The following is a 19067-nucleotide window of genomic DNA, read 5'->3' as shown; positions in this document are numbered from 1 at the left end:
CAGGGAGACATTTTATTTACCAGGTACCTTAACGGATTCCATTCACTAATCCGCTCATTTGGTCAGCCATCGTTACCGCCCGGGATTGAAATTGGTAAGACCGCTGAACATTGATAAGATCCGTCATTTCTTTGGAAAGATCGACATTTAAGGACTCCAGATTACCTTGACGGACCGCTGCCTGGTTGCGGGAATCCCCTGTTAATGCAGTCATGATATCGACTTCCGTAACACCCAAGGCACTGAAGTTTTTTGGCAGGCCAAGTAAATTCCCTCCTAGCCGGTCAAGAAATTGCGGTTTCTTGACCGAGACTATTCCGAGCCCAAAACTCTTCTCGCCATATTCTTCCGTATCCACTATCAATAAGCCATTTTCCGAAATCTTAATGCCTTTAATATTTCCCTCTATGAGGATCGGTTCACCATTTTCATCAAGTACTTTATGTCCAGCAGAGGTAACAAGCATCATTCGATCGTTAGCATTAGGGGATAAATAAAAGGCACCATCCCTTGTTAGCCTTGTATTGACCCCATTATCGTCCTGAACGCTTACGGTGAAGAATTGGTCATCCCGGGTGAATGCTGCATCAAGGTTGCGGTCCGTCGTCTTTAAGGCACCCTGTAAAAGCACCAATTGAGATTTGCTTAACATAGCACCTGTTCCCTGCCGGATGCCAGGTGCGGTCAACCTTCCTTTTCCTTGGTCTCACCCGGTTGATTATTGAAACTCTGTGTCAATAAGTCATTGAAACTCGTTTGGGTCTTTTTGAAGGCTGTCGTGTCCACATTCGCGATATTATTACTTATTTGATCGATTTTACTTTGAAGTTGGTTCAGCGCATTCGTCGCCGTCATCATCGTCCGGTTCATGGTTTTTCCCCTTTTCCGAATTTCACCTACTGCTCAATTAGAGCCTGCCAACTTCATTGACCGCTTTATCCAAACTTTTATCATAGGCTTGAAGCACCTTCTGACTCGCTTCAAAAGAGCGGTAAGCCGACATCATTTCTGTCATCGTTCTCGATTGGTCAACATTGGAGCCTTCAAGAAAGCCCTGCTTAGTAGAAAAACCGACATCCGCAGCCGCGTATGCGCTAGGTAAATCCCCATCATTCACAGCCTTATATAGGCCTTCGCCATCTTTCATGAGCTGTAATGACGGCTCATCCGAATAACGGATCCCTAAACGTGCGGTTTGAACATTTCCTTCTAAAATAACACCGTTTTCCGCTACTGTGAATCGATCGCTATCAAGCTGGATCTTTTCATTACTTTCGTTCAATACATAATGACCGGACGGCGTAGTCAGATAACCTTGCCCATCCAGGGTGAAACTGCCGTTACGCGTATAACGGATAGCACCATCGCCATCCTGGACAGTAAAAAACACCGAGCCTTGCCGACCCGTTTCCTCATTGATCGGTAGGTTTACATCAACAAGGGAAATATCCGTATCAAGCTGGGTTTCCTCCAATGTTCCCTGGGTAAATAAAGGATTCGCCTCCTGTACGTAAACACCCGTACTTACCCCCCAACCTAGGAAAAACTGGACATGCTCAATTTACTCTCCGTGGGAACCGTTTCACCACCCATGCTGCTTATGAGCATTTCCGGAAAAGACCTTACACTCAATTGATCCGCTTTATACCCTGTTGTATTCGCATTGGACATATTGTTTGTGAGTAATTCCGTGCGCCTTTGCTGTGCAAGCATCCCGGAAGCAGCCGTATAAAAACCTCTTAACATCTTCTTCACTCCCCAATCTACATAACTTACCCGTTCAATATCTCATATCTATCTTATCGGTCATGAACATCAGTATCTTAAGGAAAAGGAGAAGCGTTAGGCAGAAGAATTTGTCATATCGTAGGCTAGGTCAAATTTAAAGGAATGGTGTTAAATTCTCGACTAAAAGAAGAGGGCCTATTGCTCATCAGTACTGGAACTGCACGCACTTTCACTATGCCTCACGTTTGTCTGAACCTTAGACCCCTATCTTATGATGCGGATTTCCACCCGCTTTTTAGTTGAATTTGTGCCGTGGCAATTTATCCATATTATCAAGCATGATACCGGTTCCGATTGCTACACAATCCATTGGCTGCTCGGCAACGAGTACTGGGACCTTAAGTTCTTCAGCAAGAAGTAAATCAATCCCGTGAAGCAAGGCTCCCCCGCCTGTTAAAATGACGCCGCGGTCGATGATATCAGCAGAAAGTTCTGGCGGCGTCCGCTCAAGTACGCTTTTTGCAGCTTGTACAATGATGGAAACCTGCTCGCGAAGTGCCTCCTCAATTTCTTCAGAATTGACCGAAATGGTTCTAGGCAATCCCGATACCATATCACGCCCACGGATATCGATGACTTCATTACGAGATCCAGGGAAGACGGTTGCAACCTGGATTTTAATGTTCTCCGCTGTACGTTCACCAATCAGGAGCTTATACTTCCGCTTGATATAATGTAATATTTCATTATCGAATTTGTCACCGGCCATTTTAATGGATGAAGATGTAACGATATCCCCCATTGAAAGAACGGCAATATCCGTTGTACCCCCGCCAATGTCTACGACCATATTGCCGCTTGGTTGAAAAATATCCATACCGGCACCGATTGCAGCCACTTTCGGCTCTTCTTCAAGGTATACTTTCTTCCCGCCGCTTTTTTCGGCAGCTTCTTTAATCGCCTTTTGTTCGACACTTGTTATGTTGGTCGGGCAGCAAATTAAAATTCTAGGCTTTGAAAGAAAGCCTTTCACATTCAATGTATTGATAAAATGCTTAAGCATCGATTCTGTTACATCGAAATCTGCAATGACACCGTCTTTTAAAGGACGGATTGCGATGATGTTTCCTGGAGTACGGCCTACCATTTTTCGAGCTTCTTCCCCGACGGCAAGAACACGGTTCGTATTCTTATCAATCGCGACTACCGAAGGCTCATTTAACACAATTCCTTTACCTTTGACATGTATAAGAACATTGGCTGTTCCAAGATCTATCCCAATATCTCTAGCAAACATTTCTTAAATCCTCCTTGAATATCCTCACATATAACCTACTTCTGTCCTAATTGTTTATTTTACCATATTGCATTGACACAAGTAAGTATGAATTATAAATAAACACTAATACAGACTATTATTTCCTATTTTGACAATATGTAAAAAAAATCAATGTCTTATGTACTACCTTACCGTATTTTACCATTAAAAAAAATCCCGGCATGGAACCGCATCAAGGTTAAGAAAAAGCTGACACTCACTTTCATGTCCCCTTATTCATTCCCCGATAGCCCGATTCACTTCCAATTGCCGGAATGATTCAAGTATCATTTAACGATTTCTTCTTCTCTTTCAGAACGTTTGTATTTTAATTTTGTCGCTTCTCCACCTCTAAGGTGACGAATGGATTTATGATAATCCAATATATCCTTCACTTCGTTAGCCAAATCAGGATTAATTTCTGGCAGCCTCTCAGTTAAGTCTTTATGCACTGTGCTTTTAGAGACCCCGAACTCTTTTGCAATGACGCGGACTGTTTTTCTAGTTTCCACGATATACTTTCCTATCTTGATAGTTCTTTCTTTGATGTAATCGTGCACACCACTCGACCTCCCCAAATTGGATGTGAGAAGTGTGAAATGAGATTCGTATTTTTCGAATCGAATACCGCTGCCCTATAAACAATGAAAGATAGAATTATTCACCTATTAGATAATTTGTAATAAACGATTCCTCACCTCAAACACTCTCTTTGCATGGTTTATAACATCTTATTAGCTTGGTTAAGAATATATGCCTAATGGGACAGGAGGTTTGGATTTATTTCTGATTTTCATCTGTTTATTTTCATTAAACGTAAATTATTTCCCGAGAAATTTGTCAGAAATTCAAAGGTTTCAGCATATTGGCCAATATTTCCCCGAAAGAAAAAAAGAAGCCGTTCAAAGTGAACGGCCTCCTTTTACCAAATTTTCAGTTGTTGTCATTCGTAACGCTCTAGGTTTTTGTTTTGATTTTATTAAAAATCTTAATCTTAATTAGATTGATTTAACGAATCTTTTAAGGAATCGCTTTCTTCAGTTGTATCTTCACCAGGGACAGAGCCTTCCTCATCAGTGCCACTCTCTAAATCAGTGCTCTCGTCAGTTTCGTCAACTGCAGGCGTTTCTTCTTTTTCAGCTTCAGATTCTTCGACTGCAGGTGTTTCTTCTTTGTCAGCTTCAGACCCTTCGACTGCAGGTGTTTCTTTGTCAGCTTCTGATCCTTCGACTGCAGGTGTTTCTTCTTTTTCAGCTTCGGCTTCAGTTGCAGATTGAATCGCAGAAGCTTGTTTATCAACAAAATCAAGTGGGTTTAACGCAATGTTATCTTTTCTGATTTCGAAGTGGACATGTACGCCAGCCTCTTCATTGATTTGGCTTTTTCCGGCTGTAGCAATTGCTTGTCCTTGTTTCACTTTGTCACCGACTGCAACCTTAATGTCTTTAACAGATTGATAACGAGTAACAACGCCATCTTCATGCTCTACTTCAACTAAATTTCCAAGTAACGCATCATCTTGAACTTTCGTTACATTTCCACTTAAGGAAGCTTTTACATCGAAAGACTTTCCATCTTCCATTGCAATGTCTATACCTTTGTTTTGCTCATATCTATTGTTGTAGAAAACCAATGCTTCTTCTTGTGCCTTTTCATCCGCATTCACATCATAAAACTGTTTCTTGATAACCGATTTGTCTGCATCGGCCACAGGCATCTTGATTGTCTCAAGATTGCTATTAACCTCTACAGAAGGCTCACCATAGTTTTTTCCTGTTTCAGCCGATTCCTCTTTGCCATCTTTAGCTGAATCATCAAAACTATTTTGTAATAAGAAGGCCGCGGCTAAGATTATGGCTGCACTTGCGATATAGATTGCTGATAATGCCCAACGTTGTTTTAGTATACGTCGGATTGTGGAAGTTGGTTTCTTTTCTTCCTCTCTCATATTAATCACCTCAGCAATCATTCTGAACATTTTGTTAAAATTATATACATTCAGGAAAAAATTTTTTTGGATTTATTTTGTGGAAATGAAACCGATTTTATTCGTAGAATGGTAAAATGTTTGGTATCTTACTGTTGAAGGATGTTTAAATCATGAAAAAAGCTTTTAAACTTTTGTTAACGTTATTGCCTTTTCTATATATGATTGCCATTTGGATAATGTCGAGCAACCCCGATGATATGATTCTTGATCTTCCCTCATCGTCATTTGACCGATTTATCAAAGAGGCACTTCATTTGGTCGAATTTGCCCTTTTGTATATATTATTTGTTTCTGCACTTGCTGCACACCAAAAACTGAGACCTGGTTTAAGCCTGTTGGCTGCCCTTGTAGCTTGCCTATATGGAGTGGTCGATGAATACCATCAATCTTTCGTCCCGTACCGCTCCTCCAGCATAATAGATGTCATTAAAGATATCATTGGGGTAGCTGCAGTTTATTTTCATGTCCAATATCATTATTTCAAGCGTAAACGGGGCTTTTTGACCTTTATAGAAAAATTAAACGAAAAGAAATGAGAGATGGGAATTCCCATCTCTCATTTTTTTGCCGTCATCGTATTCAGCCACTTACTTGAAGACTGAACTTTAACGCCTTTATAATAATATTTCACGATGTCTTCATAGGTTTTCCCTTCCCTGGCCATGCCGTTAGCACCGTATTGGCTCATTCCAACTCCGTGTCCAGATCCTTTTGTCGTGATCACAATCCGGTTGCCTTGACGCTCCCAGTCAAAATCGGAAGATGTCAGCCCGAGCTTCTCACGAATCTGTTTTCCTGTCATTTTCTTTCCTCCGATATCCACTACACCTACGCGATTACCCGATGTTCTTTCAATGACAGTTCCTATGGATGTTCCCGAAGAAAGACTTACACCCAATTTTCTTTCAAAATCTGCAGTATCGACTACTACTTTATTATAAAACTTTGGTGATTCTTCTTTATCCCATGGACTTGATACACTTTTTAAATAGGGGAATTCAGCTTGCCAATAGTCCTCTGAATTCTCCGTATAGCCATTGCTTGTCGAAAAAAAAGTGGCAGTAATCGGTTTTCCTTCATAGGTTAAGATTTGACCCGCCGTTTCTTTTATGGCCTTGTTAATTTTTTGCATTTTCCATTTATAATCAGAGCCCCACTGTTTTTTCAGCTCATCATTATTCTTATAAACTTGGTGCATGACCGTATCGCTTACATCGGCACCATCGGGCAAGCCTAATCGACTTTCGCTTATGAGCTGATTGACAATATAGGTTCTCGCCGTCAACGCTTGTGCTTTCAGCGCTTCTTCTTCAAAATCTGCTGGCATTTCAGCTGCAACCACACCACTCAAGTACGATTCAATCGGCAGTTTTTCAATCCTTTTTGCTGATGTGCGGTAAACGGCAACTTCTACGGAACTCATTTCATTTGCCGCTACCTCTTTGCCCTCACTCTTCCCTTGCTTTTCCAATTGCTCAGTTAACTGCCCACTTGTCTTATCATTTGAAAATGGAAGCACAAGCACTGCCGGAATCATGATAATTACGAATGCTACTGCTATGAATAGTACGACCATCGGTTTGATTGCTTTCAAATTCCTGAGCCTCCCTACACTTGTTCTCTGCCGTATTATCGTATCCAGCAGGTATCTTTACATAACAAATGTATGTCGAAGGACAAGCATTTATGAATAGAAAAACGACAACTATTTAACAGTCGGCCAAGAATCCGGAACATGATAAAAAAAACCATTCACGGTTCGGAGACTCGAACGTGAATGGTTTTATAAGCTACTTATGCGTTTAAATCTGCAATTTTTTTTGTTTCAGCAGGCACATCTTCGTTAATACGTTCCACATCAGCACCTAGAGATGCCAATTTACCATGGAAATTCACGTATCCTCTGTCAAGATGCTTTAATTCTGTAACACGTGTAATGCCATCTGCAACCAATCCAGTCAGGATGAGCGCTGCAGCGGCACGTAAATCTGTTGCAGCTACTTCAGCACCTTGAATGTTAGTTGGACCATTAACGATAACGGAACGGCCTTCTATTTTAATATTGGCATTCATGCGACGGAATTCTTCAACATGCATGAAACGGTTTTCGAAAACGGTCTCCGTAATCATACTTGTTCCTTCAGCACGCAGTAATAATGCCATCATTTGCGATTGCATATCAGTCGGGAAACCAGGATGCGGCATTGTTTTGATGTCAATGGCCTTCAAGGTTTTTGGACCGATAACGCGTAATCCATCTTCTTCTTCAAGAATTTTAACGCCCATTTCCTCCATTTTAGCAATAAGGGAAGTAAGGTGTTCAGGTACAGCTCCTTGAACAAGAACATTGCCGCCAGTAAGAGCGGCCGCTGTCATGAATGTACCAGCTTCGATACGGTCAGGTATAATCGTATGTTCAGTGCCATATAATTTATCGACACCTTCGATTCTCATCGTACCAGTACCGGCACCTCTGACTTTGGCACCCATTTTATTAAGGAGATTCGCAAGATCTACAATTTCAGGCTCTTTGGCCACATTTTCAAGAATCGTAATACCTTCAGCAAGCGTAGCAGCCATCATGATGTTTTCGGTGGCACCAACACTTGGGAAGTCAAGATACACTCTTGCACCCTTAAGTCTGCCTTCTACCTCGGCATCAATGAAACCATTGCCGACCTTCACTTTTGCTCCCATCGCTTCAAAGCCCTTTAAATGCTGGTCGATAGGACGTGATCCGATGGCACAGCCACCAGGAAGAGCAACGCGGGCCCGGCCATTCCTTGCTAGTAATGAGCCCATCACTAAAACGGAAGCTCTCATTTTACGTACATATTCAAATGGTGCTTCTTCTAATAACTCTCTTGATGCATCTACAGTTACTTGATTGTCATGAAAGGCAACATCTGCATTTAAGTTGCGCAATACTTCATTGATTGTATATACATCGGAGAGCGTAGGAACATCTTTAATGATACTTTTCCCATCACTTGCTAATAATGTTGCAGCGATAACTGGCAAAACGGCGTTTTTAGCACCTTCTACTTTAACTGTCCCGCTAAGCCTTTTTCCGCCGCGGACGATGATTTTTTCCAAAAGTATTCCCCTCCGCGTCCATTTTCTCTATATTAATATTCAAACGTTATGATTGGTGTGCCAACTACAAAGTTCGTTCGGTCACCCAATCCTTCTGTCCGTAGCCCAAACTGCAAATTTAATTTTTCTTTTGTCAAAGGTTGTTTAAACAAAGTTGAATGTGCAGATATAGATGTAAAGTTTGTTTCGTGCACACTCTCAATTTCCCTTGCTTGGAACATATCTAACAGGTCTTCAGTTTTAGAGTTTAAAACCGAATCCATATTATCATTGATAGACCCTTTAATACAAGAAAAAATTGAAGGAGTTCCTATAAATAGGTCATTCACCCTGTTTTGGAACGTAGCGGTAAAAAAGGCATTATTGGCTTTCTTCCACTTTTTCCCCTTCACTTCGTAAATAACATAGGTAACTTTATCAAATTTCTCTTCCGTTGTCATTATTTTGATAGACTCGGTCAGACCTGAATCGACATTGTAAGTTAACGCCTCAGCCTTCCAGCCGGAAGCATCATCTTTCCGATGCCATTGAAATTGAGGGTATTTTCGTTTTAAAGCTGTAACTTCGCTTTCAAACTCTTGTTTAGTTGTAATCTCTTTATTTATTTTTCTAGTGAGTACAGACCAATCCCCTATGTCTAAATCTTTATCTTCCTGTAACAGTCCCACCATTTTAACTATATCTGGTTTACTTTCTGCCACAATCGTACTATTCCCAATTAAAATCACCATCAAACCGAGAAATACTATGTATGTTAACATTTTTTTATTTAAAAAATACATGTTAAATCCCTCCCCTTTTACACATTCTTTCCATAAGGAGAGAGATCATACTTCGAGTTTTCCGACAATTGGTGACACCTTCCCCTTAAACTTGCAGGAAGCAATAGCGAATACAAGAGTAGAATCATATTTTGCTATAAGAATATTCTTACAGCTTATCAGTCATTACTAAACATATACGGAAGTTGGTTTGCAAATCCCAGGTAGTCGAGGAAGAAATTACTTACAACTGAACCGATGGCAACCGTTAATAAAATATATAATACCCTGGCCTTGATGACCGAATTGGATCTTAACATTTTATCAAAATGTAATGCCTGTAAAGCCCACCAGGTAACTGCGATGAAAAACAAGTGTGCAATTATTCCTGTTAAAGCCTGCTGTCCCATTGCTGAAAACATGTACATACCTCCTAAAGGACACCCGAATTCTATTCTAACACAAAACCCCTTCATATTTGGAATTAAAAAGGAAGAATTGCAAAATATCTTTTTAAAACTGTAAATAGAGGCTTGATCCAATGGAACAAGCCTCTGATACAGGCATTATATCATTTACTCGAAATAAAGTCTGTAAAATCGCCAAATTGATCATGAATAAAATCAAAGGCAATATTTGGCGCCACCCCGAAAAGTATGGTGCCTATTACGCATATGATCAATACGATGTGAAGACCCGGACGAATTTTAATGATCTTCTCTGAATGAACCGGTCGGAAAAAGACCTGCACCAATAATCCGAAATAATACACATAGGACACAATGGTACCTGCAATCATGATTCCCGCAAGGACGAAATGTCCAGGCTCCGTTATGAATGTCCCAAGAAAAATATTGAGTTTGCCAATGAAACCTGTCGTCCCGGGAATTCCAGCAAGCGACAGGATGAATACGGTGAATGCCATGGCAAGGTACGGGGATTTCCTCCCCATTCCTGCAAGAATGCTGATATCTTCGGACCCACTTTGACTGGAGAGCAGCTGAATGACTGCAAATACACCGATATTCATTAATACATAAGCCATTAGGTAAAACCAGACAGTATCAAGCAGGAAATATCCCCCGCCCAATGTTGCCACCGCCACAAGCAGGTAACCCGCATGAGCGATGCTTGAATAGGCAAACATTCGTTTTAAATTTTGCTGCCTTAACGCAACCACATTTCCAATGATGATCGTCAGCCCCGCCAATGAAGCTATATAAATATTATTTTTATCCAAAAAATCTAGCGCCCCGAACGTATCACCGGAAGCCGTTAGGAACAACGAAAGAAAAAGGCGCAGGATGATGACGAAACCCGCCATTTTCGAAATTACACTCAAGAAGGCTGCGACCGGTGTCGGTGCCCCTTCATAGACATCCGGCGCCCACATATGAAACGGTGCGGCAGCTATCTTGAAGGATACACCGACAAATACCATGAAGAAAGCGAGCCCCATGATGTATTGCAGCTGCCCGTCCGTCATCGCAGCCATCGTCCTGCTCATTTCGCCTAGATTGACGGAACCGGTCACTCCATATAAATAGCTCATCCCGAATAAAGTGATTGCTGTGGAAATGCCTCCGTTTATCACATACTTCATGGACGCTTCGTTGGACTTCCGATCATGCTTGCGCATTCCGACTAATATATAAGATGAAAGTGAAAGAAGTTCCAGTCCAACGAACAGCGTGATCAAATCACCGCTTGAGGACATGACCATCGCTCCAAGCAAAGCGGTCAGGAACAGATAATAAAATTCCCCCCGGTGCTCCCGCAGCCCCTCTCGCGGTTCATATCCTTCAGCCAGAAGGATGATCAGGGCCGCTCCGAATAATAGTAGCAGCTTAAAAGCTTTTGCAAATGAATCTAAACGAAACGTATCGGATAAGATACTGACTGTCTCAAAGGACAGCAGGCTAATCAGTGACAAACATGCCAAAATGATTCCGGTTAGCGCGAGCCATGCCAGTTTTCTCCGATTAAAGTGCTTCGGCCAGAACAAATCCAGTATCGAAAGAATCATGGTCGTTCCAAGAATGATGAATTCCGGCATCATCGCTCCCCAATCATAAGAAAGCATCGTGTTCCAATCCATCCTTCATCGCCCCCCTAGAGCAAGCATCATGGCTTCAATCGTTCCTTGAAGAGGCCCGCCTAACAAATTTGGGTATACCCCAACAGATATTATCAAACCGAGAAGAACCAACGTCGGCAAAAACTCCCAGCCCCTTAGGTCCCATTTCTCTTTTTCTATCAAGCTATCATTTTTCCCGAAAGTCATAAGCATGACCGCCCTCAGTACATAAACAGCGGTTAATACCAGCCCGACCACCCCTATTGCCGCAAGCAACGGCTGACTCTTGAATAAGCCAAGAAATACCATGAATTCACTGATGAAACCGGACATGCCAGGCAAACCGAGTGAAGCCATCCCGCAAGCTAACATGAACCCTGAAAAAATCGGCATCGACTTGGCCAGCCCTCCAAGCTTAGGAAGCATCGTGGTTCCTGTACGCTCATACAACGCTCCCACCAAGAAAAACAACAAAGCAGCAATTAGCCCGTGTGAGATGACTTGAAAAATAGCTCCCTGAATGCCCGCTTCATTCAAGGCTCCCAGCCCCATCATGACGATACCCATATGCGAGATTGATGAGTAGGCTAAAACGAGCTTGAAATCCGTTTGTACCAATGCCAGAAAAGCACCATATAAAAAACTGAGGACCCCAAATAGGACTATGGTAAAGGCCAAGCTTTTATATTGTTCAGGAAATATCCCCATTCCAAACCGGATGATTCCGTACGCCCCAATTTTCAATAAGACACCGGCATGTATCATGACTATGGATGGAGGTGCTTCTGCATGGACCCGCACCATCCAGCTATGAAAGGGAAAGACCGGCAGCTTTATCGCAAATGCCACGAGAAATGCAAGACATAAACCATATTTCATCGAACCGGATATGGGTGCAAAAAGCGAAACGCCGCCCATTGTCATCATCTGTGTCAATGCTGCAATGTTGGTCGTACCTGTCCTGGCAAACAAAATCAAAATCGCCACCAATAAAACAGCCGAACCAATGCCATTATAGATCAGAAAACTATAAGAAGCTTTCTCCCTCTCCAGAAAGCCCCATCTGCCAATCAAAAAGAAAGCAGGAATCAAAGTCATTTCGAAAAAGATGAAAAAAAGGATCAAATTTTCCGCCGTGAATACACCGAGCATTCCAATCTCCAGGATCAAAAATAATAAATAATACCCTTTCCATTCTTTTTTTATATAAATGGATGCGATTGCGGCCAGTGATGAAATGATTGTTGTCAGTAATATGAAGATGAGACTTAAGCCATCCAGCCCCAACTCAAAATCAACCGTGAAGAGCTTGGGATCATACATTTCCAAATTTCCAAACCTGATCCAATTCAACTTAATGTCAAATATGGATAGGGCCACACCCGAATAATATTGGCTGCAAAGAAAGAATGATAGGAAAAGGGGAGGCAGTGTTCCGAAAAAACCAAATTGTTTAATCGTCCTTTCCTCTTTTTTCGGCATGAGGGCAACCATCACGATGCCCAGCAGCGGTGAAAACACTAAAAGCGAGAGCAAATAGACATTCATCTTAGATACCCCCCAGTTACTGCAAAAATCACCAACAGTACCGCAAGTCCCAGAAAGGCTATCATGCCATATTGCTGTACCTGTCCCGTTTGCAGTTTAGACCCTACTTTCCCCAATCCTTCTATTGAACTTGTTACAGTGGAAACAAGGCCACCGACAATGAACCTTTCAATATAAGATAGGAATATACTAAAGCCTTTGATTGCATAGCCTGCAGTAAAATGATAAATCTCATCAATGTAATACTTATTTTCCAAAATCCTATATACCTCGGAGTTTTCTTTGACAAGCCATTCCCGAGATAACTTCTTTTTAACGTATATCATATAAGCAAGGTAAATCCCGGCCAGCGACACAAGCACGGCCATCAACATTATCCAAACGGGCCCCTCACTATGGCTGGCGCCTAGAAGAGCTTCATTTCCCTCCACAAGCCACTCCCCAAGAAAAGTTCCAAACCACGGTGTTTGGATATACCCACCGATTACAGCAAGCAAAGCCAATGCGAGCATGGGAATTAGCATGATGAAAGGTGATTCCTTGACCTGTTCTGCCTGACTGCGTGAATCGCCTGCAAACATCATGAAAAACAGCCGGAACATATAAAACGCAGTTAAAAAGGAGGTAACCACCGCTAGACCAAACAATATATAACTACCATTCTCCCAAGCTGCCATTAGAATTTCATCTTTACTGAAAAAGCCCGAGAGCAACGGAAACCCCGATATCGCCAACGTGCCAGTCAAGAACAGCGGACCGGTCCAATTCAACTTGCGCCATAATCCGCCCATTTTTTCCATATCCTGTGTATGTATAGCGTGAATAACACTGCCTGCTGCCAAAAACAGCAAAGCTTTAAAAAAGGCATGGGTCATTAAATGAAACACCCCGGCCACATATCCCGAAGTACCCAAAGCAAGCATCATAAAGCCAAGCTGAGAGATGGTCGAATAGGCCAATACACGCTTAACATCCTTTTGCACCATGGCAATGCTTGCGGCAAATATGGCTGTAATCCCACCTGTTATGGCCACTACCTGCATCGCAGCAGAACTAGCCATGAATAACGGAAACATGGCCGCCACCAGGTATACCCCTGCAGCAACCATGGTTGCTGCGTGTATCAATGCGGAAACCGGAGTCGGGCCTTCCATTGCGTCCGGAAGCCATGTATGAAGTGGAAATTGTCCAGACTTCCCAACCGCACCGATAAAAATCAAAATAGCAATTAATGTCAATTTTTCACTTGATATCATGCCCGACTGAACGGCTTGAAAGATCTCTCCATATTCAAAGCTGCCTGTTTCCCAGAATAGAAGAATGATGCCGATTAATAGCCCTACATCCCCAATCCTGGTCATGATGAATGCCTTCTTCGCCGCAGCCTTAGCTTCCAGTTTATAAAAGTAAAAACCAATGAGCAGGAAAGACCCCACCCCGACCAATTCCCAGAAGATATAAAGTTGTAATAAATTGGGTGCCATGACTAGTCCAAGCATGGCAAAGGTGAAGAAGCCCAGATAAGCATAAAAAATGGAGAATCGCACTTCACCCTTCATATACCCCTTCGAATATATCTGGACAAGCAGGCTGACAAGGGAAACGACCACAAGCATCAAGGCATTGAGCTGATTGATTTCGAATCCAGCTGAAAGTTGCGTCCCTCCGAAGGAAAGCCAATCTATCGATATATTATAAGTAGGTTCCTTAAATCGCTCGATCAGGACAAGCAATGATAAAACGAACGAAGCCACTGTACATATTATTCCTATAAAAGCGCCTCGATCCCGCAACCGCCCGCCTGATAGAAGCAGAACCAGAAACGTGACGAGTGGAAAGATCGGTATGAGCCATGCGTGCTCCATCATCGTATCAAATCCCCTTCTTCAATTATATAAACCTTCAATTCTTCATCATTTCCATTTCATCGACATTGACCGTCTTACGATTGCGATAAAGGGACATTAGTATGGCCAGCCCAACAGCTGCCTCAGCTGCAGCAATCGTAATCGTGAATAAGGAAAAAACTTGACCCGTAATGGATGGCGTTACCCCGAATTTACTGAAGGCCACTAAATTGATATTTGCAGCGTTCAGCATCAGCTCGATTGAAATCAAAACAATGACCGCATTTCTTTTCGTCAAGGCACCATACAGCCCTATACAAAATAAAACGAGAGCCAATACAAGATAAGCCGACAAAGGAACTCCCGTCATGATCGATCTCCCTCCTCATCATCTTTTTTAGCCAATACGATGGCACCGACTAAAGCAACAAGCAGGAGTACCGACATCACTTCAAATGGAATTACATATTTTGAAAAAAGTTCGATTCCTATTTGCTTTGTATTTTCCTCATGCAACGCCGTTGGCTGTACAGGTATATCCAGATTATAAATCCCCAGATACACCGCTACGGCAAATCCGGCAATCGCTGCCAGCAAGGAGAAATTCCCCCAGCCCCCTTTAGCCGGCGCATCATTTTCCTGGTGTTTTGTCAGCATAATCCCGAATAGCATCACGATCGTAATTGCCCCTGAATAAATAAGGATTTGGACAATGGCGACAAACTCTGCCGAGAGCAACATATAAATGCCTGCAATGCCCCAGAAAGTAAAAACAAGTGCGATAACCATGTGCACCACTTTTGTTAAGGTAATCAGCAACACCCCGCCCACTATCGCGACAAGTGCCAAACCAATAAAGGCAATTAACTCACCCGACAAACTCATACTTTATTCACCTTCCGGATATTTTCATCATTTTCATCCAGCCACTCCAGGTTTTTAAATAAATGATCACGGCTATACTCGGCAAGCTCGAATTGATTCGTCATCACGATCGCTTCTGTCGGGCAGACCTCCGTACATAAATCACATAAAATGCAAATCTCGAAATTGATGTCATACGTCTCGATGATTTTCCCTTTTTTCGACGGGTCCGGATGTTTCTTACCAGTTAATTGAATACAATCCGTTGGACAAATCGTCACGCATTGATTGCATACGATACACTTTTCAGGATAGAATTTTTGGATTCCGCGAAATCGGTCAGGGAGCGGAAGCGGCTCATTCGGGTAGTCATAGGTCACTTTTTTCCTCGTCAAGTTCTTTAATGTATAGGTTAAACCTTTTGCTAAACCAAGCATATAAATCCCTCGCTTTCCGACCAGCTTAAGTTTCTAAAAAAGGTTAAGCAATTCTTTTATTAGTGCCGTCAAAAATATATTTGCCAATGCAACCGGAAGCAGCACTTTCCATCCGAATTCCATCAATTGATCAGCCCTTATCCGAGGAAAGGTTACACGAATCCAGACCAATATATAGAATACGGCACTGAACTTCAGACCGAACCAGATGGCCGCCGGAATAAAATCCAAAAACGGAATAGAATTCCATCCCCCTAAAAATAATACAGTGGTTAGCGTTGCCATTGCAAACATATACACATATTCGGATAACATAAAGAAGGCCCAGCGAAATCCAGAGTATTCAACATGATAGCCTGCTACAAGTTCGGATTCCGCTTCCGGAAGGTCAAAAGGAACCCTGTTCAACTCGGCAACCGATGCAATGAAAAACACGATGAACGCAACCGGCTGAAGAAAAATGAACCAAACCTTTTCCTGGGCTGCAACTATATCATTCAAGTTTAAACTGCCTGTTATGAGGACGATGCCCACTAGCGACATCACCAAAGGGATCTCATAAGATATCATTTGCGCGGCTGCCCTCATTCCGCCAATCAAAGAATATTTATTATTGGATGCCCAACCTGCAGTAACGATGCCGATGGTCGATATGCCGGAAATCGCCATATAATAAAGCAGTCCGACACCTATATCAGCAAATTGGAAGGCATCGGTGAACGGCAAGGTGGCAAGGACCATGAAAGCGGGAGCAAAAGCAATTACCGGAGCTAAAATATATAACGGCTTATCAGCTTTCTTGGGTATCGTATCTTCCTTGATCAGAAGTTTCAAAACATCAGCAACGGTCTGTAAAAGACCCCATTTCCCTCCAATTTGGTTTGGGCCGACACGCATCTGCATGAATCCCATGATTTTACGCTCTGAAAGGATTCCATAGGTTACAAACCCTAATACGACAAACAGGAGCAGGACTGCCAAACCGAAAAAAATGCCAAAATTCAGTAGGCTTGGAGCGGAGTGGAGAAGATCCTTGATCATTTATCCATCCACCTCCCCTAACACGATATCGATTGCACCCAAAATCGTTATCAAGTTCGCCATATTTTCCCCCTCCAATAATTTCGGAAGAATTTGCAGATTATAAAACGAAGGTCTGCGGAATTTCAAGCGGTATGGCTCCTTTTTCCCTTCACTCGCGATATAACAGCCTATTTCCCCTCTTGGTGATTCAATTCGGACAAATGCCTCACCCTTGGGAACCTTTATTATTTTAGGGACCTTAGCAAGGACCGGCCCTTCTGGAAATTGCTCAACCGCCTGCTCGATGATCTTCAGTGACTCTTCGATTTCTTCCATTCTACAATGATAGCGTGAAAAGGCATCACCCTCTTCCCTTGTAGGAACATCGAATGTGAACCTGTCATAAATGGAATATGGTTCATTTTTTCGTAAATCCCACTTCACACCTGTACACCTTAAGTTGGCACCGCTAAGCGAATACTGCAAGGCTTCTTCCTTCGAATAGATGCCCACCCCTTTAACCCGATTAACAAAGATTTCATTCCCTGTCACAAGCTCATGGTAACCGGCAAGCTGCTCCCTCATATAAGGGACAAACTCGGCAACCTTCGCAATCCAGTCTTCAGGAGCATCCCATTTCACACCTCCGACACGCATATAATTGAATGTTAGGCGTGCCCCTGACAATTCAGTCAATAAATTAACGATCATTTCACGTTCTCGGAATGCGTATAGGAAAGGACTCGTCGCACCTATATCCAGCAAGTATGTACCCCACCAGACGAGGTGGCTTGCAACTCTGCCCAATTCCATTGCGATGACCCGCAAATATTCTGCCCTTTCAGGGATCTCCACCCCCATCATTGTCTCAACAGCATGGCAAAGTACATAATTATTTGTCATTGCCGCCAGATAATCGAGCCGGTCAGTATATGGGATTATTTGTGTATATTGCAGATTTTCCGCTAGTTTTTCCGTACCGCGATGCAGATACCCGATGACAGGTGTAGCCTCTTTGATAATCTCACCGTCAATCTTGATGACAAGCCGAAAAACACCATGTGTACTCGGATGCTGCGGCCCCACATTGAGAAGCATTTCTTCCGTCCTTAACATAGGGGTTACACCTCCACATCATAAGGCTCATAATCTTTTCTAAGGGGATACCCTTTCCAATCTTCCCCAAGTAAAATCCGCTTTAAATCAGGGTGCTCATAAAAGTTAATGCCCAATAAATCATACGCCTCACATTCTGGCCAATTTGCACCTGACCATAATGGGACCAATGATGGGATAACGGGAGTATCCCTATCAAGCTTAACCTTCAAGGCAACTGATTGGTTCATTTTGAATGAGTGTAAATGTACATAGATTTCCATATGGGATTCAAAATCCGTACCATGAAGTTCCGATAAATACGAAAAGTCAAGTTGTTCATCATACCGCAGAAATTTGGCTATTGAGAAATATGTATCCGGATTAGCCACTAAAGTGGGTACATCTTTTGATAGTCTATTAATATAGTTCTCTAATAATGCCCCTTGTCCTACATGGCTTTCAATAGCAGAAACAATTTGATCGAGTTTCGACTGATTTGGGGAAATTTCGCTAGGGGTGTCAGCTTCCTCGCTTTCCTGTACAGCAGTCCTGTTCTTCGCAGCAGCAGCCGCTTTCGCTTTGGCAGCGGCTGCTGCCTTCGCCTTGGCCGCTGCCGCCTCCTTTTGCTTCGCTGCATCGATTTCGCCTTCCGGCTTTTCTCCGGCTTCTTCTTTCGCCTGTTTTTTGGCCAATGACGCTGCCTTCGCCTTGGCCGCTGCTGCCGCTTTTTGCTTCGCTATATCCATTTCGCCTTCCGGCTTTTCTACCGCTTCTTTCGCCTGTTTTTTGGCCAGTGCCGCTGCCTTCGCCTTGGCCGCTGCCGCCGCCTTTTGCTTCGCTATATCCANTTTTTGGCCAGTGCCGCTGCCTTTGCCTTGGCTGCTGCCTCTGCCTTTTGTTTTGCTATATCTATTTCGCCTTCCGGCTTTTCTGCCGCTTCTTCTTCTTTCGCCTGTTTTTTGGCCAGTGCCGCTGCCTTCGCCTTGGCCGCTGCCGCCGCCTTTTGCTTCGCTATATCCATTTCGCCTTCCGGCTTTTCTGCCGCTTCTTCTTCTTTCGCCTGTTTTTTGGCCAGTGCCGCTGCCTTTGCCTTGGCTGCTGCCTCTGCCTTTTGTTTTGCTATATCTATTTCGCCTTCCGGCTTTTCTGCCGCTTCTTCTTCTTTCGCCTGTTTTTTGGCCAGTGCCGCTGCCTTTGCCTTGGCTGCTGCCTCTGCCTTTTGTTTTGCTATATCTATTTCGCCTTCCGGCTTTTCTGCCGCTTCTTCTTCTTTCGCCTGT

Annotated in this window: 20 protein-coding genes and 1 pseudogene; 1 reads left to right on the top strand and 20 read right to left on the bottom strand. The window is 43.0% G+C overall.

The features are described 5' to 3' along the window. Positions 1-28 precede the first annotated feature (28 nt). The 7 genes from ACFX4H_RS20285 to spoIIQ form a co-directional block, all read right to left on the bottom strand. Positions 29-652 (bottom strand): flagellar hook-basal body protein, encoded by a 624-nt coding sequence (locus ACFX4H_RS20285; RefSeq protein ID WP_312019024.1) that lies wholly within the window; start codon positions 650-652, stop codon positions 29-31. Positions 653-684: 32 nt separating this feature from the next. Further along, positions 685-870: a flagellar basal body protein gene (locus ACFX4H_RS20280; RefSeq protein WP_312019023.1), complete on the bottom strand. Its 186-nt coding sequence runs from the start codon at positions 868-870 to the stop codon at positions 685-687. Between the two features lie 37 nt (positions 871-907). Further along, positions 908-1474, bottom strand: coding sequence for a flagellar hook-basal body protein (locus ACFX4H_RS20275; RefSeq protein ID WP_312019022.1), 567 nt, complete (start codon positions 1472-1474; stop codon positions 908-910). Positions 1475-1536: 62 nt separating this feature from the next. Beyond that, positions 1537-1746: a flagellar basal body protein gene (locus tag ACFX4H_RS20270; protein ID WP_347343054.1), complete on the bottom strand. Its 210-nt coding sequence runs from the start codon at positions 1744-1746 to the stop codon at positions 1537-1539. A gap of 277 nt (positions 1747-2023) precedes the next feature. Next, positions 2024-3025 carry a rod shape-determining protein gene (gene mreB / locus ACFX4H_RS20265; protein ID WP_048685812.1) on the bottom strand — a complete coding sequence of 334 codons (1002 nt, stop codon included), beginning with the start codon at positions 3023-3025 and terminating at the stop codon, positions 2024-2026. A gap of 308 nt (positions 3026-3333) precedes the next feature. After that, positions 3334-3606, bottom strand: coding sequence for a sporulation transcriptional regulator SpoIIID (spoIIID, locus tag ACFX4H_RS20260; protein ID WP_034315767.1), 273 nt, complete (start codon positions 3604-3606; stop codon positions 3334-3336). A 434-nt stretch (positions 3607-4040) separates the two neighbouring features. Beyond that, on the bottom strand, positions 4041-4994 hold the full coding sequence (spoIIQ, locus tag ACFX4H_RS20255; protein WP_377436092.1) for a stage II sporulation protein SpoIIQ: 954 nt from the start codon (positions 4992-4994) through the stop codon (positions 4041-4043). A gap of 152 nt (positions 4995-5146) precedes the next feature. Between spoIIQ and ACFX4H_RS20250 the strand changes: the two genes are divergently transcribed. Beyond that, positions 5147-5572: a VanZ family protein gene (locus ACFX4H_RS20250; RefSeq protein WP_377436091.1), complete on the top strand. Its 426-nt coding sequence runs from the start codon at positions 5147-5149 to the stop codon at positions 5570-5572. Between the two features lie 20 nt (positions 5573-5592). On the opposite strand, the gene spoIID is transcribed toward ACFX4H_RS20250, so the two are convergent. The 13 genes and pseudogenes from spoIID to ACFX4H_RS20185 form a co-directional block, all read right to left on the bottom strand. Beyond that, on the bottom strand, positions 5593-6630 hold the full coding sequence (spoIID, locus tag ACFX4H_RS20245) for a stage II sporulation protein D (protein WP_249598052.1): 1038 nt from the start codon (positions 6628-6630) through the stop codon (positions 5593-5595). 200 nt (positions 6631-6830) lie between these two features. Further along, a complete protein-coding gene (murA, locus tag ACFX4H_RS20240) occupies positions 6831-8132 on the bottom strand; it encodes a UDP-N-acetylglucosamine 1-carboxyvinyltransferase (protein WP_034315774.1) in 1302 nt (433 codons plus the stop codon). Between the two features lie 32 nt (positions 8133-8164). Beyond that, positions 8165-8914 carry a YwmB family TATA-box binding protein gene (locus ACFX4H_RS20235; RefSeq protein WP_377436090.1) on the bottom strand — a complete coding sequence of 250 codons (750 nt, stop codon included), beginning with the start codon at positions 8912-8914 and terminating at the stop codon, positions 8165-8167. Positions 8915-9072: 158 nt separating this feature from the next. After that, positions 9073-9315, bottom strand: coding sequence for a DUF1146 family protein (locus ACFX4H_RS20230; RefSeq protein WP_034315776.1), 243 nt, complete (start codon positions 9313-9315; stop codon positions 9073-9075). Positions 9316-9464: 149 nt separating this feature from the next. Then, the gene (gene nuoN, locus ACFX4H_RS20225) at positions 9465-10991 is read right to left on the bottom strand and encodes an NADH-quinone oxidoreductase subunit NuoN (protein ID WP_034315779.1); all 1527 of its coding nucleotides are present in this window, start codon (positions 10989-10991) and stop codon (positions 9465-9467) included. A 3-nt stretch (positions 10992-10994) separates the two neighbouring features. After that, on the bottom strand, positions 10995-12518 hold the full coding sequence (locus tag ACFX4H_RS20220) for a complex I subunit 4 family protein (RefSeq protein WP_377436089.1): 1524 nt from the start codon (positions 12516-12518) through the stop codon (positions 10995-10997). Next, positions 12515-14386, bottom strand: a complete 1872-nt coding sequence (gene nuoL / locus ACFX4H_RS20215) for an NADH-quinone oxidoreductase subunit L (RefSeq protein WP_377436088.1) — start codon at positions 14384-14386, stop codon at positions 12515-12517. The genes ACFX4H_RS20220 and nuoL overlap by 4 nt, the downstream gene beginning before the upstream one ends. A gap of 34 nt (positions 14387-14420) precedes the next feature. Beyond that, entirely contained in the window at positions 14421-14735 is a 315-nt protein-coding gene (gene nuoK / locus ACFX4H_RS20210; RefSeq protein ID WP_034315785.1) for an NADH-quinone oxidoreductase subunit NuoK, read from the bottom strand. Next, positions 14732-15250 (bottom strand): NADH-quinone oxidoreductase subunit J, encoded by a 519-nt coding sequence (locus ACFX4H_RS20205; protein ID WP_377436087.1) that lies wholly within the window; start codon positions 15248-15250, stop codon positions 14732-14734. The genes nuoK and ACFX4H_RS20205 overlap by 4 nt, the downstream gene beginning before the upstream one ends. Continuing rightward, positions 15247-15666, bottom strand: coding sequence for an NADH-quinone oxidoreductase subunit NuoI (gene nuoI / locus ACFX4H_RS20200; RefSeq protein ID WP_034315789.1), 420 nt, complete (start codon positions 15664-15666; stop codon positions 15247-15249). Before nuoI ends, ACFX4H_RS20205 begins: the two co-directional genes overlap by 4 nt. 33 nt (positions 15667-15699) lie before the next feature. After that, on the bottom strand, positions 15700-16707 hold the full coding sequence (gene nuoH / locus ACFX4H_RS20195; protein ID WP_048685830.1) for an NADH-quinone oxidoreductase subunit NuoH: 1008 nt from the start codon (positions 16705-16707) through the stop codon (positions 15700-15702). Continuing rightward, on the bottom strand, positions 16708-17805 hold the full coding sequence (locus ACFX4H_RS20190; protein WP_034315793.1) for an NADH-quinone oxidoreductase subunit D: 1098 nt from the start codon (positions 17803-17805) through the stop codon (positions 16708-16710). Between the two features lie 5 nt (positions 17806-17810). Next, a pseudogene (locus ACFX4H_RS20185) lies at positions 17811-19024 on the bottom strand (NADH-quinone oxidoreductase subunit C). Positions 19025-19067 lie beyond the last annotated feature (43 nt).

This window comes from Peribacillus sp. YIM B13477, assembly GCF_042787955.1.
Taxonomy (GTDB): domain Bacteria; phylum Bacillota; class Bacilli; order Bacillales; family DSM-1321; genus Peribacillus; species Peribacillus frigoritolerans.
Note: the sequence above shows the minus strand (reverse complement) of the source record. Positions and strands in the feature narration are given on the sequence as shown.